General features: G+C 60.5%; 24 protein-coding genes and 1 pseudogene. 10 read left to right on the forward strand and 15 right to left on the reverse strand.

Annotated elements, in window-relative coordinates; translation table 11 throughout:
- Window positions 1-1,640: L,D-transpeptidase (locus NEZ08_RS15770; RefSeq protein WP_367278421.1), on the reverse strand; the 1,640-nt coding region annotated here is incomplete at its 3' end.
- A gap of 352 nt (window positions 1,641-1,992) precedes the next feature.
- Between NEZ08_RS15770 and NEZ08_RS15775 the strand changes: the two genes are divergently transcribed.
- Complete coding sequence (locus tag NEZ08_RS15775) at window positions 1,993-2,544, forward strand: CreA family protein (protein ID WP_298108607.1); 552 nt, start codon at window positions 1,993-1,995, stop codon at window positions 2,542-2,544.
- Window positions 2,545-2,653: 109 nt separating this feature from the next.
- Here the strand turns inward: NEZ08_RS15775 and NEZ08_RS15780 are convergent, their stop codons facing one another.
- Complete coding sequence (locus NEZ08_RS15780; protein ID WP_298108610.1) at window positions 2,654-2,956, reverse strand: DUF6719 family protein; 303 nt, start codon at window positions 2,954-2,956, stop codon at window positions 2,654-2,656.
- A 210-nt stretch (window positions 2,957-3,166) separates the two neighbouring features.
- On the opposite strand from NEZ08_RS15780, the gene NEZ08_RS15785 reads away from it, so the two are divergent.
- The 3 genes from NEZ08_RS15785 (at window position 3,167) to NEZ08_RS15795 (ending at window position 5,648) form a co-directional block, all read left to right on the forward strand.
- Complete coding sequence (locus tag NEZ08_RS15785) at window positions 3,167-4,447, forward strand: ArgE/DapE family deacylase (protein ID WP_298108613.1); 1,281 nt, start codon at window positions 3,167-3,169, stop codon at window positions 4,445-4,447.
- A 53-nt stretch (window positions 4,448-4,500) separates the two neighbouring features.
- Complete coding sequence (locus NEZ08_RS15790) at window positions 4,501-4,899, forward strand: PaaI family thioesterase (RefSeq protein WP_298108616.1); 399 nt, start codon at window positions 4,501-4,503, stop codon at window positions 4,897-4,899.
- A gap of 128 nt (window positions 4,900-5,027) precedes the next feature.
- On the forward strand, window positions 5,028-5,648 hold the full coding sequence (locus NEZ08_RS15795; RefSeq protein ID WP_298108618.1) for a GNAT family N-acetyltransferase: 621 nt from the start codon (window positions 5,028-5,030) through the stop codon (window positions 5,646-5,648).
- A gap of 35 nt (window positions 5,649-5,683) precedes the next feature.
- Here NEZ08_RS15795 and NEZ08_RS15800 read toward each other — a convergent pair whose 3' ends face one another.
- The 3 genes from NEZ08_RS15800 to fabG form a co-directional block, all read right to left on the reverse strand.
- Complete coding sequence (locus tag NEZ08_RS15800) at window positions 5,684-5,986, reverse strand: hypothetical protein (protein WP_298108621.1); 303 nt, start codon at window positions 5,984-5,986, stop codon at window positions 5,684-5,686.
- Between the two features lie 110 nt (window positions 5,987-6,096).
- A complete protein-coding gene (locus NEZ08_RS15805) occupies window positions 6,097-6,777 on the reverse strand; it encodes a DUF2161 domain-containing phosphodiesterase (protein ID WP_298108624.1) in 681 nt (226 codons plus the stop codon).
- Window positions 6,778-6,899: 122 nt separating this feature from the next.
- Window positions 6,900-7,580: a 3-oxoacyl-ACP reductase FabG gene (gene fabG, locus NEZ08_RS15810; protein WP_298108627.1), complete on the reverse strand. Its 681-nt coding sequence runs from the start codon at window positions 7,578-7,580 to the stop codon at window positions 6,900-6,902.
- Between the two features lie 228 nt (window positions 7,581-7,808).
- Here fabG and NEZ08_RS15815 point away from each other — a divergent pair, with 228 nt between their 5' ends.
- Complete coding sequence (locus tag NEZ08_RS15815) at window positions 7,809-8,015, forward strand: hypothetical protein (RefSeq protein WP_298108630.1); 207 nt, start codon at window positions 7,809-7,811, stop codon at window positions 8,013-8,015.
- A gap of 132 nt (window positions 8,016-8,147) precedes the next feature.
- On the opposite strand, the gene NEZ08_RS15820 is transcribed toward NEZ08_RS15815, so the two are convergent.
- The gene (locus tag NEZ08_RS15820) at window positions 8,148-8,351 is read right to left on the reverse strand and encodes a DUF2735 domain-containing protein (RefSeq protein ID WP_298108633.1); all 204 of its coding nucleotides are present in this window, start codon (window positions 8,349-8,351) and stop codon (window positions 8,148-8,150) included.
- Between the two features lie 545 nt (window positions 8,352-8,896).
- Here NEZ08_RS15820 and NEZ08_RS15825 point away from each other — a divergent pair.
- The 3 genes from NEZ08_RS15825 (at window position 8,897) to NEZ08_RS15835 (ending at window position 11,026) form a co-directional block, all read left to right on the forward strand.
- Window positions 8,897-9,931: a glutamine synthetase beta-grasp domain-containing protein gene (locus NEZ08_RS15825; protein WP_298108635.1), complete on the forward strand. Its 1,035-nt coding sequence runs from the start codon at window positions 8,897-8,899 to the stop codon at window positions 9,929-9,931.
- A 131-nt stretch (window positions 9,932-10,062) separates the two neighbouring features.
- A complete protein-coding gene (locus NEZ08_RS15830; protein ID WP_298108638.1) occupies window positions 10,063-10,791 on the forward strand; it encodes a substrate-binding domain-containing protein in 729 nt (242 codons plus the stop codon).
- Window positions 10,792-10,876: 85 nt separating this feature from the next.
- Window positions 10,877-11,026: a hypothetical protein gene (locus NEZ08_RS15835; RefSeq protein WP_298108641.1), complete on the forward strand. Its 150-nt coding sequence runs from the start codon at window positions 10,877-10,879 to the stop codon at window positions 11,024-11,026.
- Window positions 11,027-11,102: 76 nt separating this feature from the next.
- On the opposite strand, the gene NEZ08_RS15840 is transcribed toward NEZ08_RS15835, so the two are convergent.
- From NEZ08_RS15840 to gltX, 7 genes are all read right to left on the reverse strand, one after another.
- A complete protein-coding gene (locus NEZ08_RS15840) occupies window positions 11,103-11,384 on the reverse strand; it encodes a hypothetical protein (protein ID WP_298108644.1) in 282 nt (93 codons plus the stop codon).
- Window positions 11,385-11,609: 225 nt separating this feature from the next.
- Complete coding sequence (locus tag NEZ08_RS15845; RefSeq protein ID WP_298108647.1) at window positions 11,610-11,765, reverse strand: hypothetical protein; 156 nt, start codon at window positions 11,763-11,765, stop codon at window positions 11,610-11,612.
- Window positions 11,766-11,774: 9 nt separating this feature from the next.
- Window positions 11,775-12,008 (reverse strand): hypothetical protein, encoded by a 234-nt coding sequence (locus tag NEZ08_RS15850; protein WP_298108650.1) that lies wholly within the window; start codon window positions 12,006-12,008, stop codon window positions 11,775-11,777.
- A gap of 268 nt (window positions 12,009-12,276) precedes the next feature.
- Entirely contained in the window at window positions 12,277-12,837 is a 561-nt protein-coding gene (locus tag NEZ08_RS15855; RefSeq protein ID WP_298108653.1) for a type 1 glutamine amidotransferase domain-containing protein, read from the reverse strand.
- 339 nt (window positions 12,838-13,176) lie between these two features.
- Window positions 13,177-13,605, reverse strand: a complete 429-nt coding sequence (locus NEZ08_RS15860) for a hypothetical protein (protein ID WP_298108656.1) — start codon at window positions 13,603-13,605, stop codon at window positions 13,177-13,179.
- A 157-nt stretch (window positions 13,606-13,762) separates the two neighbouring features.
- Window positions 13,763-15,064, reverse strand: coding sequence for a citrate synthase (gltA, locus tag NEZ08_RS15865; protein WP_298108659.1), 1,302 nt, complete (start codon window positions 15,062-15,064; stop codon window positions 13,763-13,765).
- Window positions 15,065-15,203: 139 nt separating this feature from the next.
- Entirely contained in the window at window positions 15,204-16,628 is a 1,425-nt protein-coding gene (gltX, locus tag NEZ08_RS15870) for a glutamate--tRNA ligase (protein WP_298108662.1), read from the reverse strand.
- Between the two features lie 118 nt (window positions 16,629-16,746).
- On the opposite strand from gltX, the gene NEZ08_RS15875 reads away from it, so the two are divergent.
- Entirely contained in the window at window positions 16,747-18,426 is a 1,680-nt protein-coding gene (locus NEZ08_RS15875) for a glutamine--tRNA ligase/YqeY domain fusion protein (protein ID WP_298108665.1), read from the forward strand.
- On the opposite strand, the gene NEZ08_RS15880 is transcribed toward NEZ08_RS15875, so the two are convergent.
- Window positions 18,423-18,617, reverse strand: coding sequence for a hypothetical protein (locus NEZ08_RS15880; RefSeq protein ID WP_298108666.1), 195 nt, complete (start codon window positions 18,615-18,617; stop codon window positions 18,423-18,425). The two genes, NEZ08_RS15875 and NEZ08_RS15880, sit on opposite strands and share 4 nt — an antisense overlap.
- Window positions 18,618-18,733: 116 nt before the next feature.
- The gene (locus NEZ08_RS15885) at window positions 18,734-19,063 is read right to left on the reverse strand and encodes a hypothetical protein (protein WP_298108668.1); all 330 of its coding nucleotides are present in this window, start codon (window positions 19,061-19,063) and stop codon (window positions 18,734-18,736) included.
- A 122-nt stretch (window positions 19,064-19,185) separates the two neighbouring features.
- Between NEZ08_RS15885 and NEZ08_RS15890 the strand changes: the two are divergent.
- A pseudogene (locus NEZ08_RS15890) lies at window positions 19,186-19,390 on the forward strand (ComEC family competence protein); the annotation flags it as partial.

Raw genomic sequence — 19,390 nt, forward strand, 5'->3', positions numbered from 1 at the left:
TAGCGCAGTGAGACGATGAAATCCGTTCCCTCGCCGGTTTCGCCGGCCGAGATGCCCTGATCGGAGACGATGATTGATCCGCCGGTGGTCACCGCCTCGTAGACCTTGGCCATGACTTCCGGAGGCAGGCTTAGTCGATCGAGCGCCTCGGCCGGAGTGTCGGGTTGCGGCTTGGCCTCGGTCGGCGCGGCGCTTGCGAACCTGTGGCGCTGTGAACGGCGTTGGTTGTCGTGTCGTTCCGCGAATTTGGAGAGATTTGGCAGCGAGATCACCGACCAATGCAGGACATTGGCGTCGTGGCTGTCGACGCGCGCCGTGAAAATATGCGTGCCGAGCGGGCGTATGTCGGCGGCAATCGTGACCGGGATTTGGAACAGCGGTGAGAAATTCTGCCGGATGTACAGTTTCGAGTCCTTGCCGCTGATGAAGACCGCAATTTGCCCGGAGCCCCGGAAAGCAAAGCCGGGATCTGTCTTCTGCGTGCCGGGCCTGGCATTATCGAGGTCATCGATGAGTGGCTCCTCTGTCGCTGCGACGGGCGGGGCCGCCTGGTTGACCGGCTGTGTCACCGGGAGGGTGACGGAGGTCGTTGACCTGGAAGGGGCATCGACCGGCTCGTGGCTCTGAATTTCGGTTGTCACTTTGCTCGCTGGCTTCGCCGGTGGCGGGCTGCTGGCTGCCTCGTTAGCCGGTGCGATCGCGGCCTTCGGCAAGGGAGCGCTGTCACCATTGATCGGCTTGGCAGCATCACTTGCGGTCGTTGCGTGCTGGATTTCGTCCGATTTTCCGAGTGCTGCCGACAGTGCGGCGCTGGCGTCGGCGGTCTTCACCGCCGTCGGAGGGGCGCTCTCCTCCGCAGCAGATTTCACCTGGTCGACGTGACCGACCGTGGCCCCCAATTCCATTCCGGTCGTGATGGCAGCCGGCGCCGCGCCCGCCTTGGCCTGCAGCGGCTCTGCCGCGGGTTGAACGGCAGCCACGTCAGTCTTGGTCTCTTGCATGGTCAGCGGCGGCGGGGCGACCTTGATTGTCGCAAGCAAGGGATGTGCGAAGCTGGCAGGGGTCACATCCCCTGGCGCGACGATGACGCGGGCGCCCATCCGCGTCCAGCCGTACATCTTGACGGCGAAGCCCATGGGCATACGAATGCAGCCGTGCGAGGCCGGATAGCCCGGAAGCACCCCGGCGTGCATGGCGACGCCCGACCAGGTGATCCGTTGCATGAACGGCATCGGTGCGCCGCTGTAGATATTCGATCGATGGAATTTCTGTTTTTGAATGACGCTGAAAACGCCCATAGGGGTTGGATGGCCAGGCATGCCGGTGGAAATCGGTGTCTCCGCGAACAGTCCGTTGGCGTCGTAAAGCCGGAGCTTTTGCTGGCCGATCGAAATCGAGATGATCAAGGGCCCTTGCGGCTTGGACTCCTTCTCGAGGACGAACCCGGAGCCCCTGTCGCCATGGCGGAAAGGCCTGGCGTGCGGCTGTTGTGGCTTCGGTGCGGGGTGGATGACGACGGGGGCCGAATCTTCCAAGTAATAGATTGCGGCTTTCGCTTGGGGCGCCAGAAGGATCGCTCCAGTGAAAATGGCGAGCCGCCCGAACGGCCCACCCCAAAACCGAACCCATTGTCCGCTCACGCGCGCGCCTTCCATTTTCCGACTTTGGCTGACTGTTGCAGACGTGGTACGCCTTCACCAGTTCAACGCTTTGGAAGTCTGTAATCTGTACCCAAGCGTAACAAAAAAGCCTCACCTAATATTAACGCCACGCTAATTCAGGACCTTTCCGCCAAGGCGGCGGGCGCCTACATCGAGGTTTCCATCCGAATTGCACCAGTCCTTGGGAAGGTCCGCAGCCGTTGTCGTCCAGCGTCCATGAACTCGGCTTCAAACCAAAGCTGGGGGCGAACAACGAGTTGCCCACCCATTTTGATCCCAAACTTCGGCGAAGGCGTTCACGTCATCGAAATCAGATTAGAGGAGTCCTCCCATGCCGCGCGCGGCGCGCCAAGTGTATAACGGAAGAACGGGAATCAGGCTGTTATTGTTTTTGACGGTCGTGCTGACGTCGGCTGCAACGGTCGCCTCGGCGGCAGACGAACCAGACCTGATCTTTCGCCGCTCGACGGTATTCAAACTGCTCAGTCCCAACGACAAGCTGGCGACTTACGGCATCGACGATCCCGAAGTTGATGGCGTGGCCTGTCACTTTACGGTGCCCGAGCGGGGCGGCATCAAGGGCTGGCTCGGTGTAGCTGAGGAGGTGTCGGATATCTCTCTGTCGTGCAGTCAGATAGGCCCCATTCACTTCAAGGGAAAGCTGGGGCAGGGGGACGATATGTTTCGGCAGCGGCGGTCTCTCTTTTTCAAAAAGATGCAGATCGTTCGTGGCTGCGACGCCAAGCGCAACGTGCTGGTCTACATGGTCTACTCGGACAAGCTGATCGAGGGGTCGCCGAAGAATTCGACATCGTCGGTGCCAATCATGCCTTGGGGAGCGGATGCCGGCTCGGTCCAGAAATGCGGTGAGTTCATTCAATAGCGAACAAGACGTCCGGGGGTGTCTTGGCTCTGGGCCGGGGCTTCGCGCAATGGCAGACAGGCATTTGGTATTGACAGGCCCTTTATCGCCTAAAGCGTCCGGCTTTTCTTTACTTGAACCGCGGGTTCACCTTAGGCCCCGTACGGGGCACACATTTGCTCGCCCGAACCACGCCCGTTTCCCCCATCTTGGCGCCTGCCACCTCCTTGATCTGGCCCGCGGGGCAGGTTCCATCATCGATCCTGACCCGCTGCCCGAGTCTCAAATCGAGGATATCCTGCTCACGCGAAAGAACCGTCGCCTGTGCCGTGGAGGCAACTTCGAGCAGTCCAAAAACGGCCAGGATGGACAGCTTCCCTATCAGCTTCCGGCCGAAGGACGGCAGCGGGGGTGAGACGTAACGTTCGGTCATAAAGTTTCCCGCTGCTGCAAAATCTCGCAACCCGTGCCCACTTTCCGAAGTCTGAAAACCCTGATCGATTCGCCGCGGTGGGGCAGGGACCGCAGATCGACGGTACAGTCTCTATCGAGAAGCCAGCGATTCTCAAGCAGCACCGAATATGCCGGGCGCCCCTCACTGCTAAACTCGTTTTCGTCAGGACTGACGGGGAACTTTGAAGCAATGAACTCAGATGACATCAGACGGAAGATCCAGGATGCGGTCGACGCCGGTTTCGACGCGCAATTGGCAACCACCGCCGACTTTGTCGCGATTCCGTCGACGCGCGGCGCGGAAGGTCCGTGTCAGGACATGATCGCCGATCTCTTGAGGGAACGCGGCTATGAGGTCGACGACTGGCACATCAATGTCGAAGACCTCAAGGACCTGCGCGGATTTGGCCCGATCGAGCACGATTTCTCCAAGGCGCGCACCGTGGTCGGCACGTATCGGCCGGCCACCGCCCGTGGGAGATCTCTGATCCTGCAAGGCCACTGCGATGTTGTTCCGGCCGGACCGCTCGACATGTGGGACACGCCGCCTTTCACCCCGGTCGTGAAGGATGGCCGCATGTATGGGCGTGGTGCGTGCGACATGAAGTCGGGCACCATTGGCGCGCTTTTCGCCCTTGACGCGATCAAGGCGGCGGGCCTCAAGCCCACCGGGCGGATTCATTTTCAGTCTGTCATCGAAGAGGAAAGCACAGGGCTCGGTGCACTCTCAACCTTGCAGCGGGGCTACCGGGCCGATGCCTGTTTCATCCCGGAGCCGACGGGCGGCAAGATGGTTCGCTCGCAGGTCGGCGTGATCTGGTTTCGTCTGAAGGTGCGGGGACACCCCGTCCATGTGTTCGAGGCGGGCAGTGGATCGAACGCCATCACCGCGGCGTACCATCTCATTCAATCTCTGGAGCAACTCGAGGCCGAATGGAACGAGCGTGCCAAGGGCGCCCCCCATTTCGGCAAAGTGTCTCATCCGATCAATTTCAATCCTGGCATCATCAGCGGCGGCGATTGGGCCTCCAGCGTGCCGGCCTGGTGCGACGTCGATTGCCGGATCGCGATTCTGCCGGGCTGGTCAGTGGCTGACTGTCAGGACGAAATCCGCAGGCATGTCGCCGCAGCATCGAGAAATCATCGTTTTCTCGCCAATAATCCAGCCGTCGTCGAATGGTGCGGGTTTCTCTCGGAAGGGTATGAATTGAAAGACTCGGCGGAGGCGGAAGCCGCCTTTGCGAAAGCCTATGATGCGGTTTACGGCGGTCCGGTGCGGGAGCTTGCGTTCACCGCGCTGACCGATACCCGTTTCTACGGGCTGAACCATAACATTCCTTCTCTCTGCTTTGGCGCCAGCGGCGCGGCGCTGCACGGCTTCAACGAATATGTCGATCTCGATTCCTTGCGCAAATCGACCAAGGCAACCGCGCTATTCATTGCCGAATGGTGCGGGGTGGAGGAATCCTAGCCTCCGCTCCTTGCGTCCGGGGGCCTGGGATGCGCGCTTGGGAGGACTTGTGGATGACTCCTCTGGAAAAAATTCGATCGATAAAAATGCCGTTTGCGGAATTGAAGGGCGTGACCTTCGTCGAGGCCGGCAAGGATCGCGTCGTGGCGCGCATGCACGTGCGTCCCGACCTCTGCACGGCCGGCCACACCATTCATGGTGGCGCGGTCATGGCGCTGGCGGACTCGGTCGGCGCGGCTGCAACGGTCATTAACTTGCCTGACGACGCCAAGGGCACGACCACCATCGAAAGCAAGACCAATTTCATCGGCGCGGCGAAGGAAGGGGCCACCGTCATAGCGACCGCCACGCCGGTCCATCGCGGCCGCCGCACGCAGGTCTGGCAGACCCGCGTCGAAACCGATGACGGCAAGCTCGTTGCGGTGGTGATGCAGACCCAGATGGTGCTCTGAAAGTACGGCTGCCATTAACGATGACTGCCCCGGGCATCGCGCGGGGCTTGAAATCTATGCTGCGATGCACAATATGAGTCGCCTAGGGATTCGACGCCTCCTCGAGGGCTGCCACGAGGAGATTTGACGTGAACTATCAAGACGTTGCCGTTTCGACCGTTGCCAACGGCACGGTTCGGACGTTGAGCCGGCACGAAGAACTTCCACTGCTGCGGGACCATCTGCTGAGGCTGGATCATCAAAGTCGCCATGATCGGTTCCACGGTTTCATGGATGACGATTTCGTCGGGCGCTATGCCGCCAAATGTGCAAGCGATGGAACGTTGGTCATTGCCTATATCGTAGACGGCATGGTGCGCGGCGCTGCTGAGCTTCATCCACCGGGAACTTCGCCCGACCTCCAGCCCGAGATCGCCTTCAGCGTCGAGACCAGCCTGCGCCGCAAGGGCGTCGGGAGCGTCTTGTTCAAGAAGCTGATTGAGGTCGCGCAGAGCAAAGGCTATCGCGCCTTGCGCATCACCACCGGCTCCCAGAATGATGCGATGCGCGCGCTCGCCAACAAATTCGGCGCGAACCTCACGTTTCGGTATGGCGAATCGACCGGGACGATCGATCTGGAAGAACAACCGAAGCCTGAACCGGCGCGGACGTTGACCATTACGCCAATCGATGCCGCACGAGCGGCCATCCAGTTCAATCGCGCCTATTGGAAGTTTTTCTTCAGGCTTTACGGCTGGAAGATTGCATAGCGGATAAACGAGGGCCGCTTCGAACCGCGAAACCGTTAGGTGCCGGTCCGCTTGTCGTTGCCGAATCTCCTGACCACGCGACGCTCGACTATGACGGAACGTTGCGCGCCCTGTTCACCGGCGATTACGCGCGTCGCGGTACGAGCTTGCACGCGACTCGACTTCCTGACCTCGGCTGTGACCGCCTCGATCGGCAATCCCATCAGCGAGGCAGCGATTTCAGCTTGCTCGTTCAAGTCTTCGGTGATGCCGGCCGCCGCGAAAATCGCCTCTTCAAGCGTTGGCGGATCGCGCCGAACGCGCCGCGGCCCATATTTCGTATTCCAATCCTGGCTCATCGCCGACCCCTCAATTGTCGCGGCCGATATCTAGGGATGGATATGTTGCATTGCAATATAAGATTGGGGCGGCAACTCAGCTATGCACGTTCGGCTGTATGCGCGGCCATTCATGATAGGACCTCAACGCTGGCGTCCTCGATCGGTTGCTGAGGCCACCGGTTGAGGGCCGCGCGGCCCGCGTCAGTCAGCGCGTACACCCCGCGCTCAACCCGCTCGAACCAGCCATAGACGTTTTGAAGCAGAATCTTTGCTGCATCAGGAAGCGCAGGCCTGAGATCACGTACCTTGCAAGGGCCGCGCGATAGCGCGTTGGCGCAGGCCAGGGCCTGCTGGCGGTAGGCCGTCATGATCGGCGCACGGGTGCTGCCGCCGAGTGCAGGATCACCCAGACGCTTGCGATGTTCGGCAATCAGGCGCGAACGTCGCTTGTTGTCGCGGCGAGGCGTCGTGGTCGGAGAGACGATCACTTCGACTGCACCCGATTTGGTGACCGCGAGCATGCCAAATCCGAGGCGGCGGCAAAGATTACGATACCGCGCGTCGCTTTCCCGGCCCTTGCCGCGTTCGGAGAATTTGGCGGCAAGCCACACTTCGTCGCTGGCCGCGGCGCGGTCGACCGCCTGCAAGATCAGTTCGAGGTTGAAGGAGAGCTTGAGTTCACCGATCACCACGATCGGCGGCTCGTCGCCGGAAAGCGCGACAACATCACAGCCGCCGACCTCACCCTTGACGGTGAAGCCGAGCCCTTCGAGGAATCGTTTGACAGGTAGATAAAGCGCGGTTTCCAAGACGAAGTTTCCGACACAAAGGTGAGCGACTCACACGCCCATTTTAGCCCAGGTCCGCCGTCCCCTTACCCTGAATCGATCAGGCATAAGATGAAGAGACGGAAGCGGCAACGGGCTGACTGCTATACTCGTCCGCTCACTGGGAGCAGCGCGCCGGTCACTGCGCTTGCGGCATCGCTGGCGAGAAACAGGATGACCTCCGCCAGTTCCTGCGGCCTGACCCATTTCGCAAAGTCGGCGTCCGGCATGCTGGCGCGGTTGGCGACAGTATCGATGATCGACGGCAGCACGGCATTCACGGTGATCTTGCCCTTCCATTCCGCGGCAAGCGCCTCGGTGAGGCGATGCACGGCGGCTTTTGAGGCTGCATAGGGCCCCATGCCGGCGCCTGCCTGGATCGCGGCCATCGCGCCGACATTGACGATCCGCCCGGCATTGGACGCCGCGAGGTGAGGGACGGCCGAGCGGCACGCGTGAAGCGCGGTCGAAACATTCAGCGCATACAAGCGCTGCCAAGCTTCCGGGTCGCCCTCGACGGTCGTCTCAAAGGCAAACCCGCCTGCGATATTGATCAGTACGTCCAGCCTGCCGAAATGCCCTGCCGCTGCATCGATCGCCTTTTTGGCCTCGACGGCATCGATCAAATCGACACCGCCGAATTCGATGCGCTCAGGCGTTGCTTGGAACGCCGTTGCCGCGTGATCGATAGCGGCAACTTTCGCGCCTTTGGCGAGCGCCGAAGCTACCACGACCTTTCCCAGCGCACCGGAGGCGCCAGTCACGACGACGATTTTCCCTTGCATAGGACGATTTCCAAAAACGCCAGGGCCGAAAACGGGGCCAGTCGACAATATCGGCCGAAAAAATCCGGTGGCAATACGGCGAAAGGGAAAACCCAAGAAGCGCGCTGCGAGAGATTAACCTGTTTTCTCAGCCCGTTTTGGCGATCGCTAAAATTTGCAAGGGTTTTGTAAGCGAAACGCAGACCAATCGCGATATAGCGGGATCTCGTGCAATTGAGGGGTTAAAGCATGATGAGACATTTGCCTGACCACGGCTTGCCGCTCGTCCAGCTCAAGGAGCAGCGGCGGGATCTGGTGGTCGCGCTGCAGAACCGCAATGGTCCGGTCAGCGGATGGGAGTTGATGCAGATCGCCGCAGTCCAGCAGGCAATATCGGCGTTCGAGGACGTCATCGCCGATCTCGATGCCGAGGCTGAAATGGACGCAGCTGCCTGACCGCTCGCAACTTTCGTTTCGGTAAACCCAGTCCGGGGCAGCCCGGTTCGCTGGGTCCAGGTTGGAAACCGAACGACTGCGAAACACCGAACCTAGCGCACAAGCACCTTCAGGCCTGATCGATCCGACCGCTCAATGATCAAGGCCCCGTTCGGCGGCTTCGCGGATGGCAGCTTCGTGATACCAGTTGCCGCTGCAAGCGGTTTCATTGACGCGTTCGGAACTCGCATCGGTTCTGGAGTCGAAGTCCTCCCGTCGCTTCCCGCCTAGGGCTGCGCGGCCCCCGGCCGGAAACTGGAAGATGCGCGCAGATCCCTGACCGTGATTTGTACTCATCGAAATCTCCATCAAACGTATCGCACTTAACGCATGGTGCGCCCGAGTTGTTCGTGTGCGATTACTGGGAAGGTCGATATCGGGCCTGCATGCGGCGGCCGCAACCTGATCAAAAAGAATTCAGCGTCTGATCAAAAACTGTGCAGATTTGCCTTTGCATCAGCCAGAGCAGGCTTTCGGTCGTGCGCGCGGACGGCACAGGTTTGGTTACTGTGAACGTCATTCTTGTTGCGGAAAATTGCTCGGCGCTGCCGCATCGCCGACCAACCCAGATATGCGCCGCAGCGAATGCCTCGGAAACAGGCTTTCGAAGTGGCCTGACTGCGACTCTCCCTGTCACCGTGGACTCGCAAGCCGCGCGCCTTTGCCGCACCTGTCGCCCGGGTATGACCCCCAGAGCTGAATGACACTCAGTTTGCTGTACTGCGATAACTGGCACTTTTATTGCTTATTCAGGGCTGGCCCAACCGTGGCCGGGTACGTGTGTGGGTAGGAATCCTTGGGTTCGCTCTCACGCCTTTCATTCTCAACTCAAGAGAGGCTCAATGACCAAGTACAAGCTCGAGTATATTTGGCTCGACGGCTATACGCCGACGCCGAATCTGCGGGGCAAAACGCAGATCAAGGAATTCGCATCATTTCCGACGCTGGAGCAGTTGCCGCTTTGGGGGTTTGACGGAAGCTCGACCCAGCAGGCCGAAGGTCACAGCTCGGATTGCGTGCTGAAGCCCGTGGCGGTTTTTCCGGATGCAGCGCGTAGCAACGGCGCATTGGTGATGTGCGAAGTCATGATGCCGGATGGCAAGACGCCGCATCCGTCCAACAAGCGTGCCACCATCCTTGACGATCCGGACGCGTGGTTCGGTTTCGAGCAGGAATATTTCTTCTACAAGGATGGCCGCCCGCTCGGCTTTCCCGAGTACGGTTACCCCGCGCCGCAAGGCCCGTACTACACCGGCGTCGGATACAAGTACGTCGGCGACATCGCCCGCAAGCTGGTCGAAGAGCATCTCGACCTGTGCCTGGCGGCCGGTATCAATCACGAAGGCATCAACGCGGAAGTCGCGAAGGGCCAGTGGGAGTTCCAGATCTTCGGCAAGGGCTCCCGCACAGCCGCGGACCAGATGTGGATCGCTCGCTACCTGATGCTGCGCCTGACCGAGAAGTACGGCATCGACATCGAATTCCACTGCAAGCCGCTCGGTGACACCGACTGGAACGGCTCGGGCATGCACTGCAATTTCTCGACCAAGCACATGCGCGAAGTCGGGGGCAAGGACTACTTCGAGAAGCTGATGGAGGCGTTCAAGGCCAACCGCGCCGATCACATCGCAGTCTACGGTCCGGACAACCACATGCGGCTGACCGGCAAGCACGAGACCGCCTCGATCGACACCTTCAGCTGGGGCGTGGCCGACCGGGGCGCTTCGATCCGCGTGCCGCACTCCTTCGTCAACAACGGCTACAAGGGTTACCTGGAAGACCGCCGCCCGAACTCGCAAGGCGACCCCTACCAGATCGCTTCGCAGGTTTTGAAGACGATCGCCGCCGTCCCGACCGGCGCCAAGGCCGCGGCCTGAGTAAGGCGATCCTCCGCGACGGTTGAAGTCGCTGCAATATGATCCGTCAGGCACAGCTCTGGCGGATCATTCGTTTTGAGCGCCTGATCCCCGTGCTAGAAGCAGCCGCTATCAGTGGGGAGATTTGAGGAATGCACGGTTCAGTGCGCGTACTATCGACGCTTGCGCTGGCGGGTGTTGTCGGCGCCTTGGCAGAGAGATATCGGGCGAAGAGCGGTGTGCGCATTGACGCCGATTTCGCGCCGACGGTGCGGCTGCTCGAGAGGCTCAAGGAGGGCGAGACCGCCGACGTGCTGATCCTGACCGATGAGGGGCTTGCAGGTCTCATATCGGATGGGAACGTGATTCCCGAAAGCCGCGTCGATGTCGCGCGCTCCTGGGTTGGCCTTGCCGTCGCCGCCGGCCGGCCGCTTCCTGATATTTCGACGGAAGCCGCACTTCGCGCGACACTCCTTGCGGCGCGCTCGGTCGCCTATTCCAGGCTCGGCGCCAGCGGCATTTTCTTCGCGCAGCTGATCGCGAAGATGGGCATCGAGAAGGAAATCAACCATCGGGCCACAGTCGTTCCCATGGGGTTCACGGCCGAGCGCGTTGTCGCGGGTGACGCGGACGTTGCGATCCAGCAGCTCAGCGAATTGAACCAGGTGAAAGGCATCGAGATCGTCGGGCCCCTGCCGAAACACCTGCAGACGCCCGCGGTGTTTTCGGCCGGGCGCATGGCGGGCTCGAAGCAAATCGCCGCGTCGGACCTGTTGTTGACGTTTCTCTGTTCTCCCGAGGCAACACCGGCGCTTTTGGAGTCCGGGCTGGAGAGGCTGGGCCAGACACGCGAGGAACGAACTAGCTGCCGGAGCGATTGATCATTCGCAAACTGTGCGCAACAGTTTTTCGGCAGGCTTATCGCAAGCCGTAAGGCTAATGTCCTGCCGTGTCGGGGATTGCCAGATGATCCGCAAACTGAAGTCCGGTGAGTACCGTCTCTACTCGCGAAAAGTGAATCCGAAGACCGGTCGGCGCCGCAATCTCGGCACCTTCAAGTCGCGCACGGCGGCCGAACAGCACGAGCGGGAAGTGCAGTATTTTAAACGGCATTGACGCCGCTTCTCCTGCCTTCGCCATCGCGCGTGCGGCCCTCGGTCGGGGCATGCAATAATGATTTCCGGCGGGCGCTTTAGCGCGTGCTGGTTTCGCGCACGGGATGACGGCTCGCGGATCTGGCGTGGCGTACGGGCGCAGGGGCGGTCTCGACGCCTTCATGACAGGTCATCTCTACCCAAGAGCCATCAGGTCCCTTCTGATAAGCGCGGCAGCCGGAGGAGGATGGTTCCTCGCTGGTCGCATAGGCATTTGCATCAGCATGGGAACTCGGGCTCGAGCCGGTAGCGAGCGCAGGCGAGGCGACCGCAGTCAAAACGGCGATCGAACCAGCGAAGATCGATTGCGCGATCTGCATTGGGAAGTTCTCCGAATGGATTGAAATCACATCTCCCCGAAATAAGGAACAATTCGGCAATTTTTGGCCAGACGGTGCCGTCTAAGCCTTTTTGCTAACGGGTTTACTTAACGATAAGAAAACGGCGCCGCCGCATTTGCGCGGGCGACGCCTGAAGGTGGGCTGTACCAGCCAGGGAGAAACCTAAACAGAGGAGCACGCAAGCCAGCAAAAAGCCTGATCACCTCACGGATGCTCGACGCGCTGCTTGGCGCGGCATGCGGGGCCGGGGCCGCGCATGTAGTGAAGTTCGGGCCGATAGGGATCGCTCGCCTTGTGCAACAACCGTTGGCAACCTTCGATGAGGACGGAAAGGGGGGAGGCGAAGAGGGTGACCAGCATGGCAGCCTCTCAATTTGCTTTGCCGAGAACGGAGCTGAACGGCATGGCGAAGATCTCGTCGCCAAAGTCGTCGCTGGCGTGCAGCGTCCAGCCGCGCCAGTCTTCTCCTGAGGGAGCCATCACCAGCGAGCGTACGACGCCGGCGGCCTGTTGCATGGCTTCGGTCAGATCGCTCACCGCAGCCAAACGCCGATCGATCCAGATGCCGTCATCGTTTGAACAATGGAAAAAGAGCTGGGCCATGTTCCGTCTCCCTCAAAGGAAACCGTAATGCATGGTTGGGATAGCAGCCCTGAGCGAGTCGGAAAATCCGGATGATTCCGTATAGGGAAACTACGGGGAATTCAGACGAGTTTTTCAATGATCGCTTGCGTGTGGCTTTTGCGACAGGCACACCGATTCCACTGACTCAGCTGTTCAATTGCTGCTGAATTCTCCTGTCACTCCGGATGCGAGTGAATCATGCGATCCGGAATGACGAACTGAGTCAATCACGGCACTCCTTCACGGCTTACGCCGCGCTGCGCGCCGTGTGGCGGCCTTCCTTCATTTCCTCGATGATCTTTGCGCTGAACGCGTTGAGATCGCCCGGGTTGCGCGAAGTGATCACGCCCTGATCGACCACCACTTCCTTATCCTCCCACTTTCCGCCGGCGTTGATCACATCGGTCTTGATCGATTTGTAGGACGTCATCCTGCGTCCCTTGGCGATGCCGGTCTCGATCAAGAGCCAAGGGCCATGGCAAACGGCAGCGACGACCTTCTTCTGGTCGTACATGTCCTTGACGAAAGCGAGTGCTTTTTGTTCGACGCGCAACAGGTCCGGATTGATCTGGCCGCCCGGCAGCACCACGGCGTCATACTCGTCAGGTGAAACGTCCTGCAGCGTCTTGTCGACCTTCACCGGTCGGCCCCAATCCTTCTTGTCCCATCCCTTGATCTCGCCGCGTTCGAGCGAGATCACGTCCACCGTCGCGCCGGCCTCTTTCAGCTTGTCACGGGGAACCTCGAGTTCCGACTGTTCGAACCCGTTGGTGGCGAGAATGGCGATGCGTTTGCCGTTGAGATGCATGGGATTGCTCCGCGAAAAAAGCCCCTAGCGAGCAATGCCGCGCGCCGAAGATCGTTCCGAAGTGTGTCGTGACGACTTGTCTTTGCCCTCATCGATGGGCTCCGCGTTTTTTCACGCGCTGTGCGATGACAGAAGAAAAATAACTGCAACACATTCTTCCCAACCGTAATGCTACGGTCTATCGCGCGTGGAGAAATTGCCATATCGAAAAGCTCTGACCCCTTGGGCTGTTGGGCCGCGATGGGCGGGGGGATGTTCGCGGGGCCCGGTCTCCTAGGCACACCGGGCCTCGTGTTCCCCGCTCAACAGTCGGCTTCAGAGATCGATCTCCAGATATCCTCAATAGGCCGGCCGCGCGATATGCCACAGATTGGCGCTGTCGTAGCCGTTGATGTCGCCTGGCACCTTGTCGTATTGCGACGTGTAAAGCGGACGATAGCGATAGGCCCACATCTTGCTGCCGTCACTGCGGATGATGACCGTGAAGTCACCCTTGGCCTGTGCGTCGTCCGCCGCGACGAGCGGTTTCCAGCGTTCGCTGCACTTGCCCTCGCATGTCGACCGATTGCCAAAGCTATCGCGGTCGAACGTATAGAGCGTCATGCCCCTTGGGTCCGCGAGGATCGCCCCCTTCCGGGTCTGCACGACCTGTACGGGGAACAGGGGCGCCGGCTTCTTCGGCGGTGGGGCTGCCGGCTCCTCGCCATGCGCCAGCACGCTCTCGGCCGAAAGCAAGAGCGCTGCGGCCAAACCTAACATTCTGAGCATTCTGCCCCCGTGGGAGATAACGTAAATCGCGCGTTAACGCGCGTGACCCCACGGGATGCTACTGCACGAAAGTTAGCGGTGTGTTTCGCCGCAACACAACCAATGCTGAATTCCGCCGGATCGCGTCAGAGGACGAGATCCGGCCTCGGTGTCCGGCCTACTTCCGATTGTCGATCGGGACGTAGTCGCGGCGGGTGCTTCCGGTGTAGAGCTGCCGCGGACGGCCGATCTTCTGCTGCGGGTCCTCGATCATCTCGCTCCACTGGCTGATCCAGCCGACGGTGCGGGCGACCGCGAACAGGACGGTAAACATCGAGGTCGGGAAGCCCATGGCCTTCAGCGTGATCCCCGAATAGAAATCGACGTTCGGATAAAGTTTGCGCTGGATGAAATATTCGTCGTTGAGTGCAATCTTTTCCAATTCGAGCGCGACCTTCAGCATCGGGTCATCGCCGTGGCCGGTTTCCTTCAGTACCGCGTGACACATCTTCTGCATGATCTTGGCGCGCGGATCGTAGTTCTTGTAGACGCGATGGCCGAAGCCCATGAGGCGGACTTCGCTGTTCTTGTCCTTCACTCTTTTGATGAAGTCCGGAATCTTGTCGACGGTGCCAATGCCAGACAGCATCGCGAGCGCGGCTTCGTTGGCGCCGCCATGCGCCGGCCCCCACAGGCAGGCAATACCTGCCGCGATGCAGGCAAACGGGTTGGCGCCGGACGAGCCGGCGATGCGTACCGTTGAAGTCGAGGCGTTCTGCTCATGGTCGGCGTGCAGGATAAAGATCTTCTCCAGCGCATCTGCGAGCACCGGATTGATCTGGTATTCCTCGCAGGGTACCGCAAAGCACATGCGAAGGAAGTTTTCCGCAAATTTCAGCGAGTTTTTCGGATAGATGAACGGCTGGCCGAGATTATATTTGAACGCCATTGCCGCGAGTGTCGGGATCTTGGCGATCATGCGCATCGAGGCGATCATGCGCTGCTGCGGATCATTGATGTCGGTCGAGTCGTGATAGAATGCAGCGAGCGCGCCGACCGAGGCCACCATCACCGCCATGGGATGCGCGTCGCGGCGGAAGCCCTGGAAGAAGCGAGCCATCTGCTCATGCACCATCGTGTGGTGCGTGACGCGATCGTCGAAATCCTTTTTCTGTGCGGCTGTCGGCAACTCTCCGTAGAGAAGGAGATAACAGGTCTCCAGGAAGTCGCCGTGTTCGGCGAGTTGCTCGATCGGGTAGCCGCGGTATTCCAGAATTCCCGCATCGCCATCGATATAGGTGATCTTCGACTCGCAACTCGCGGTTGAGGTGAAGCCGGGGTCGTAGGTGAACATCCCGGATTGTGCGTAGAGCTTGCCGATGTCGATGACGTCGGGTCCGATGCTGCCGCTCGAGATGGGGAGATCGAAGGTCTTGTTGCCTACCGTTAACGTTGCGGTCTTGCCTTGAGATGCGGCCATCGTGAGGTCCCCGATGCGATCGTTGCGAGAGCCCCGTGCCTTTCCGAAACGGCCGGCAGGCGAACGGGATGTTTTTAATGAAGCGCTTAAATGGGTAGCTTATTGCTGTGTGCGCTGCAAGGTGGCGCCCAGCAGGGCTTCAGTCCGGGCCTTGATCGTCGAGGCGAGCGAGACTTTCGTCTCGGCCCAGAACCGCCAGCACATCGAATATACCAGGCGAGGTCGAGCGCCCGGTCAAAGCGGCGCGCAGCGGCTGGGCCACCGCACCGAACTTGAGCCCGTTCTGGTCGGCGAACGCGCGCATCGCGGTTTCGGTTTCCGTGGCGGTCCAGTCCTTGACTTCCCACAGCGCAACGCGAAGCCGGCCAATCAGCAGCCGGTTTTCCGGCGTCAGCAAGGCCGCTGCCTTCGCGTCGATCTCAAGCGGTCGATCGGCGAAGATGTAGTAGGCGCTGTCGATCAGCTCAATCAGCGTCTTGGCACGTTCCTTCAGGCTGGGCATCGCCTGTAACAACTGCCCACGGGTCCGGTCATTGAGTTTGGCCGCAAGAGCAGCCCCGCCCGGCACAAAGGGGAGTACCCCTTCGAACATCTTCACGAGGGATTGATCGTCGGTGTGCCGGATATAATGGCCGTTGAGATTTTCAAGCTTGGCAAAGTCGAAACGGGCGGCCGACTTGCCGATGCCGGAGAGATCGAAAGCGGCGATCATTTCCTCCGTTGAGAAAATCTCCTGATCGCCATGGCTCCATCCGAGCCGGACGAGATAATTCCGCAGAGCGGCCGGCAGATATCCCATGGCGCGGTAGGCGTCGACGCCAAGCGCGCCGTGACGCTTCGACAGCTTTGAGCCGTCCGGCCCGTGGATCAGGGGAATATGCGACATGCTGGGGATGTCCCAGCCGATCGCATCATAGATCTGCTTCTGGCGCGCGGCATTGATCAGGTGGTCGTCGCCGCGGATGACGTGGGTGACGGCCATGTCGTGATCGTCGACTACGACCGCCAGCATGTAGGTCGGCGTTCCGTCGCCGCGCAACAGGACCAAATCATCGAGATTTTCGTTTTGCCAGACGACGCGCCCCTGTACCTGATCCTCGATGACGGTCTCTCCGGTGAGGGGCGCCCGCAGGCGGACCGTCGGCTTCATTCCGGCAGGGGCTTCGGAGGGCTCGCGATCCCGCCAGAGACCATCATAAAAGCGGGTGCGGCCCTCGGCGCGGGCCTTCTCACGCATCGCCGTCAATTCCTCCGGCGTGGCGTAGCAGCGGTAGGCCTTGCCTGCGGCAAGCAGGCTCTCGGCCACCTCCCGATGGCGGGCCGCACGGCTGAACTGGTAAATCACCCCACCGTCCCAATCGAGCTCAAGCCACTTCAGGCCATCTAAAATGGCGGCGATTGCGGCATCGGTCGATCTCTCCCGATCGGTGTCTTCGATCCGCAGCAGCATTTTCCCACCATGCTTGTGCGCGTAGAGCCAGTTGAACAGGGCGGTGCGGGCTCCCCCGATGTGGAGGAAGCCGGTGGGGGAGGGAGCGAAGCGCGTGACAACTTGTGCGGTCATTGACATGAACAGGGGAAGGGAGGCTGCGGGTGTATAGCAGGAACCCCATATAACTAAAGCTTCCTTGGGGCCATTGGATTTGGCAGATAGACCCTTGATTCCGGAACAGGAAGTTAAAATGACCGCAGAACCGATGATGGCAGAGGCCGGCCGCGACTTTATCCGCGACATCGTGCAGGCCGACCTCGACGCCAAAAAGCACAGCGTGATCGTCACCCGGTTTCCGCCGGAACCGAACGGCTACCTGCATATCGGCCATGCCAAGTCCATTGGTCTCAACTTCGGGATCGCGCAGGAGTTCGGCGGGCGTTGCAATCTGCGATTCGACGACACTAATCCGACCAAGGAAGAGCAGGAGTTCATCGACTCCATCCAGGCCGACGTGAAATGGCTCGGCTATGACTGGGGCAAGAATCTCTTTTTCGCCTCCGATTATTTTGAGAAGCTCTATGAATGGGCGGAAGGCCTGATCCGCGCGGGCCTCGCCTACGTGGACGATCAGTCGCAAGAGGAAATCCGGCAGGCGCGCGGCTCGCTGACCGAGCCCGGGAAGAACAGCCCGTTCCGCGATCGTTCGGTCGAGGAAAATCTCGACCTGTTTCGTCGCATGAAGGCGGGCGAATTCCCCAACGGTGCGCGGGTGCTGCGTGCCAAGATCGATATGGCCTCCGGCAATATCAACCTGCGCGACCCGGTGCTCTACCGCATCCTTCACGCTCATCATCCGCGCACGGGCGACAAGTGGTCGATCTATCCGAGCTACGACTATGCCCACGGCCAGTCGGACGCGATCGAGGGGGTTACGCATTCGATCTGCACGCTGGAATTTGAAGATCACCGGCCGCTCTATGACTGGCTGCTCGATAAATTACCGGTGCCGTCAAAGCCGCATCAGTACGAATTTGCACGCCTCAACCTGACCTATACGCTGCTTTCCAAGCGTGTTCTGACCGAGCTCGTCCGTGGCGGACACGTGGCCGGCTGGGACGATCCGCGCATGCCGACGATCGCCGGACTGAGGCGGCGCGGCGTGCCTCCGGCAGCGGTTCGCGAATTCATCAAGCGGATCGGTGTTGCGAAAGCCAACAGCGTCGTCGATGTCGGTATGCTCGAGTTCTGCATCCGCGAGGTTTTGAATCAGGCGGCGCAGCGGCGGATGGCGGTGTTGCGGCCGCTCAAGGTCGTGATCGAGAATTATCCGGAAGGGCAGGTCGAGGAAATCGAGGCGGTCAACCATCCCGAGGATCCGGCCGCCGGCACGCGCCGCGTTACCTTTGGCCGCGAGCTCTATATCGAGCGCGACGATTTCATGGAAAACCCGTCGAAGAAGTTTTTCCGGCTCTCGCCCGGCAACGAAGTTCGGCTGCGCTACGCCTATTTCATCACCTGCCGCGAGGTGGTGAAAAATGCGGAGGGTGAAATTGTCGAGTTGCGCTGCACGTATGATCCAGCGACGCGCGGGGGTAACGCGCCGGATGGCCGGAAGGTCAAAGCGACCATGCACTGGCTTTCGGCGGCGCATGCGAAACGCGCGGAAATCCGGCTCTACAATCCGCTGTTTACGAACGCCAATCCTGACGCAGCCAATTTTACCGCCGACCTCAATCCGAGGTCGTTGGAAATCCTCACCGATGCGAGGGTCGAACCTGACGTGGCCGCGCCGAATCCGGCGGAGGCAATGCAGTTCGAGCGGCAGGGCTATTTCGTGCGCGACAAGGATTCGACGGCCGAGCGCCCTGTGTTCAATCGCACCATCGGACTGCGCGACACGTTTGCAAAAGAAGTGGGCAAAGCTTAACGCGTTTTTGCCTCGACCGATCTCCTGTCCAGTTGCGACAATCGGTTACGAAGCAGGTGGCTGGCCAAACGGTCCTTGGCTTTCTCCTCGATCAGCAGATGGATGAACGCAAGCCGCTTGGACTCGTCATCGGCTTCCGCAAGCAGCTTGCGATAACGATCGTAATTGTACGCAGTGTCCGTGCCACTCATCGTTCTCCCCGCAACAGCTGAGCTTGCGGGAAATGTGACGCCGCGCAGCATGCGCCGCAAGCACACAGGTTAGTCAGGTACGCTGGTTGGCCCGATGCGTTGTGGATAAGCTGGCTTCACTCCAGACGCTGGCGGATTTCGCTCCGCATCTTTTCCCTGAAGGCCTTGCGCCGGGCGGGCCGTTCCGTTTCGTCGACATCCCAGCGATCGAAGATATTGAAGTTTTCGAGAATGGGATGGCGATCGCTGGCCATGGCAAGGATCGTCAGGAGCTTCCCGGCGGGCCCGCTCGGGCCGCTCACTTCCCAGCGGCGGATGGTATCCGCGCCTGCTTTCGGCTCCAGTCCGCACAGCTTTGCCATGTCGGCGGCCGACAGAGGCCGGCCGATCGCCTCACTTAGATCCTGGCGAAGTTGTTTCAGTTCCGCGCCGGTCACGAATTTCATTCCCCTCACAGTGCCGGCGCGGGTCTCGGCAAAAATTGCGGCTTTCCTGCGAATTCCGCATCCGTTCGACTTTTGCGGGACCGCGGCCTTAGGTAGCATTGCCCGCGCTGAGGTAGCGGAGGGTGGGCCAACTGGCTGAGCGGGACAGGACGCCCGGCCGGGGACAGGGCGTTGCCGGGATCTGGCCACCGCAAGGCGGGGTGCGGTCGGGCGGCCTTGCAGCCGGATCCGGCGTTTGGCCACGCATAGTCGACAAGCTGCGTGAATGGGTGCGCGCGGAAGCCGGTGCTGGACGGCTTTTGCCCTGGGTCCCCGTGGCTTTCGGAA

It is taken from the genome of Bradyrhizobium sp. (assembly GCF_027451485.1).
Taxonomy (GTDB): domain Bacteria; phylum Pseudomonadota; class Alphaproteobacteria; order Rhizobiales; family Xanthobacteraceae; genus Bradyrhizobium.

What these genes read in the sequence shown, in the direction of transcription:
- NEZ08_RS15875 (WP_298108665.1), top strand. Translation starts at nt 16,747, where the DNA reads ATGACCGCAGAACCGATGATGGCAGAGGCCGGCCGCGACTTTATCCGC.
- gltA (WP_298108659.1), bottom strand. Translation starts at nt 15,064, where the DNA reads ATGGCCGCATCTCAAGGCAAGACCGCAACGTTAACGGTAGGCAACAAG.
- NEZ08_RS15830 (WP_298108638.1), top strand. Translation starts at nt 10,063, where the DNA reads ATGCACGGTTCAGTGCGCGTACTATCGACGCTTGCGCTGGCGGGTGTT.
- NEZ08_RS15880 (WP_298108666.1), bottom strand. Translation starts at nt 18,617, where the DNA reads ATGAGTGGCACGGACACTGCGTACAATTACGATCGTTATCGCAAGCTG.
- NEZ08_RS15835 (WP_298108641.1), top strand. Translation starts at nt 10,877, where the DNA reads ATGATCCGCAAACTGAAGTCCGGTGAGTACCGTCTCTACTCGCGAAAA.
- NEZ08_RS15840 (WP_298108644.1), bottom strand. Translation starts at nt 11,384, where the DNA reads ATGCAGATCGCGCAATCGATCTTCGCTGGTTCGATCGCCGTTTTGACT.
- NEZ08_RS15885 (WP_298108668.1), bottom strand. Translation starts at nt 19,063, where the DNA reads ATGAAATTCGTGACCGGCGCGGAACTGAAACAACTTCGCCAGGATCTA.
- NEZ08_RS15800 (WP_298108621.1), bottom strand. Translation starts at nt 5,986, where the DNA reads ATGAGCCAGGATTGGAATACGAAATATGGGCCGCGGCGCGTTCGGCGC.
- NEZ08_RS15815 (WP_298108630.1), top strand. Translation starts at nt 7,809, where the DNA reads ATGATGAGACATTTGCCTGACCACGGCTTGCCGCTCGTCCAGCTCAAG.
- NEZ08_RS15855 (WP_298108653.1), bottom strand. Translation starts at nt 12,837, where the DNA reads ATGCATCTCAACGGCAAACGCATCGCCATTCTCGCCACCAACGGGTTC.
- NEZ08_RS15860 (WP_298108656.1), bottom strand. Translation starts at nt 13,605, where the DNA reads ATGCTCAGAATGTTAGGTTTGGCCGCAGCGCTCTTGCTTTCGGCCGAG.
- gltX (WP_298108662.1), bottom strand. Translation starts at nt 16,628, where the DNA reads ATGACCGCACAAGTTGTCACGCGCTTCGCTCCCTCCCCCACCGGCTTC.
- NEZ08_RS15845 (WP_298108647.1), bottom strand. Translation starts at nt 11,765, where the DNA reads ATGCTGGTCACCCTCTTCGCCTCCCCCCTTTCCGTCCTCATCGAAGGT.
- NEZ08_RS15825 (WP_298108635.1), top strand. Translation starts at nt 8,897, where the DNA reads ATGACCAAGTACAAGCTCGAGTATATTTGGCTCGACGGCTATACGCCG.
- NEZ08_RS15850 (WP_298108650.1), bottom strand. Translation starts at nt 12,008, where the DNA reads ATGGCCCAGCTCTTTTTCCATTGTTCAAACGATGACGGCATCTGGATC.
- NEZ08_RS15785 (WP_298108613.1), top strand. Translation starts at nt 3,167, where the DNA reads ATGAACTCAGATGACATCAGACGGAAGATCCAGGATGCGGTCGACGCC.
- NEZ08_RS15790 (WP_298108616.1), top strand. Translation starts at nt 4,501, where the DNA reads ATGACTCCTCTGGAAAAAATTCGATCGATAAAAATGCCGTTTGCGGAA.
- NEZ08_RS15775 (WP_298108607.1), top strand. Translation starts at nt 1,993, where the DNA reads ATGCCGCGCGCGGCGCGCCAAGTGTATAACGGAAGAACGGGAATCAGG.
- NEZ08_RS15780 (WP_298108610.1), bottom strand. Translation starts at nt 2,956, where the DNA reads ATGACCGAACGTTACGTCTCACCCCCGCTGCCGTCCTTCGGCCGGAAG.
- NEZ08_RS15820 (WP_298108633.1), bottom strand. Translation starts at nt 8,351, where the DNA reads ATGAGTACAAATCACGGTCAGGGATCTGCGCGCATCTTCCAGTTTCCG.
- fabG (WP_298108627.1), bottom strand. Translation starts at nt 7,580, where the DNA reads ATGCAAGGGAAAATCGTCGTCGTGACTGGCGCCTCCGGTGCGCTGGGA.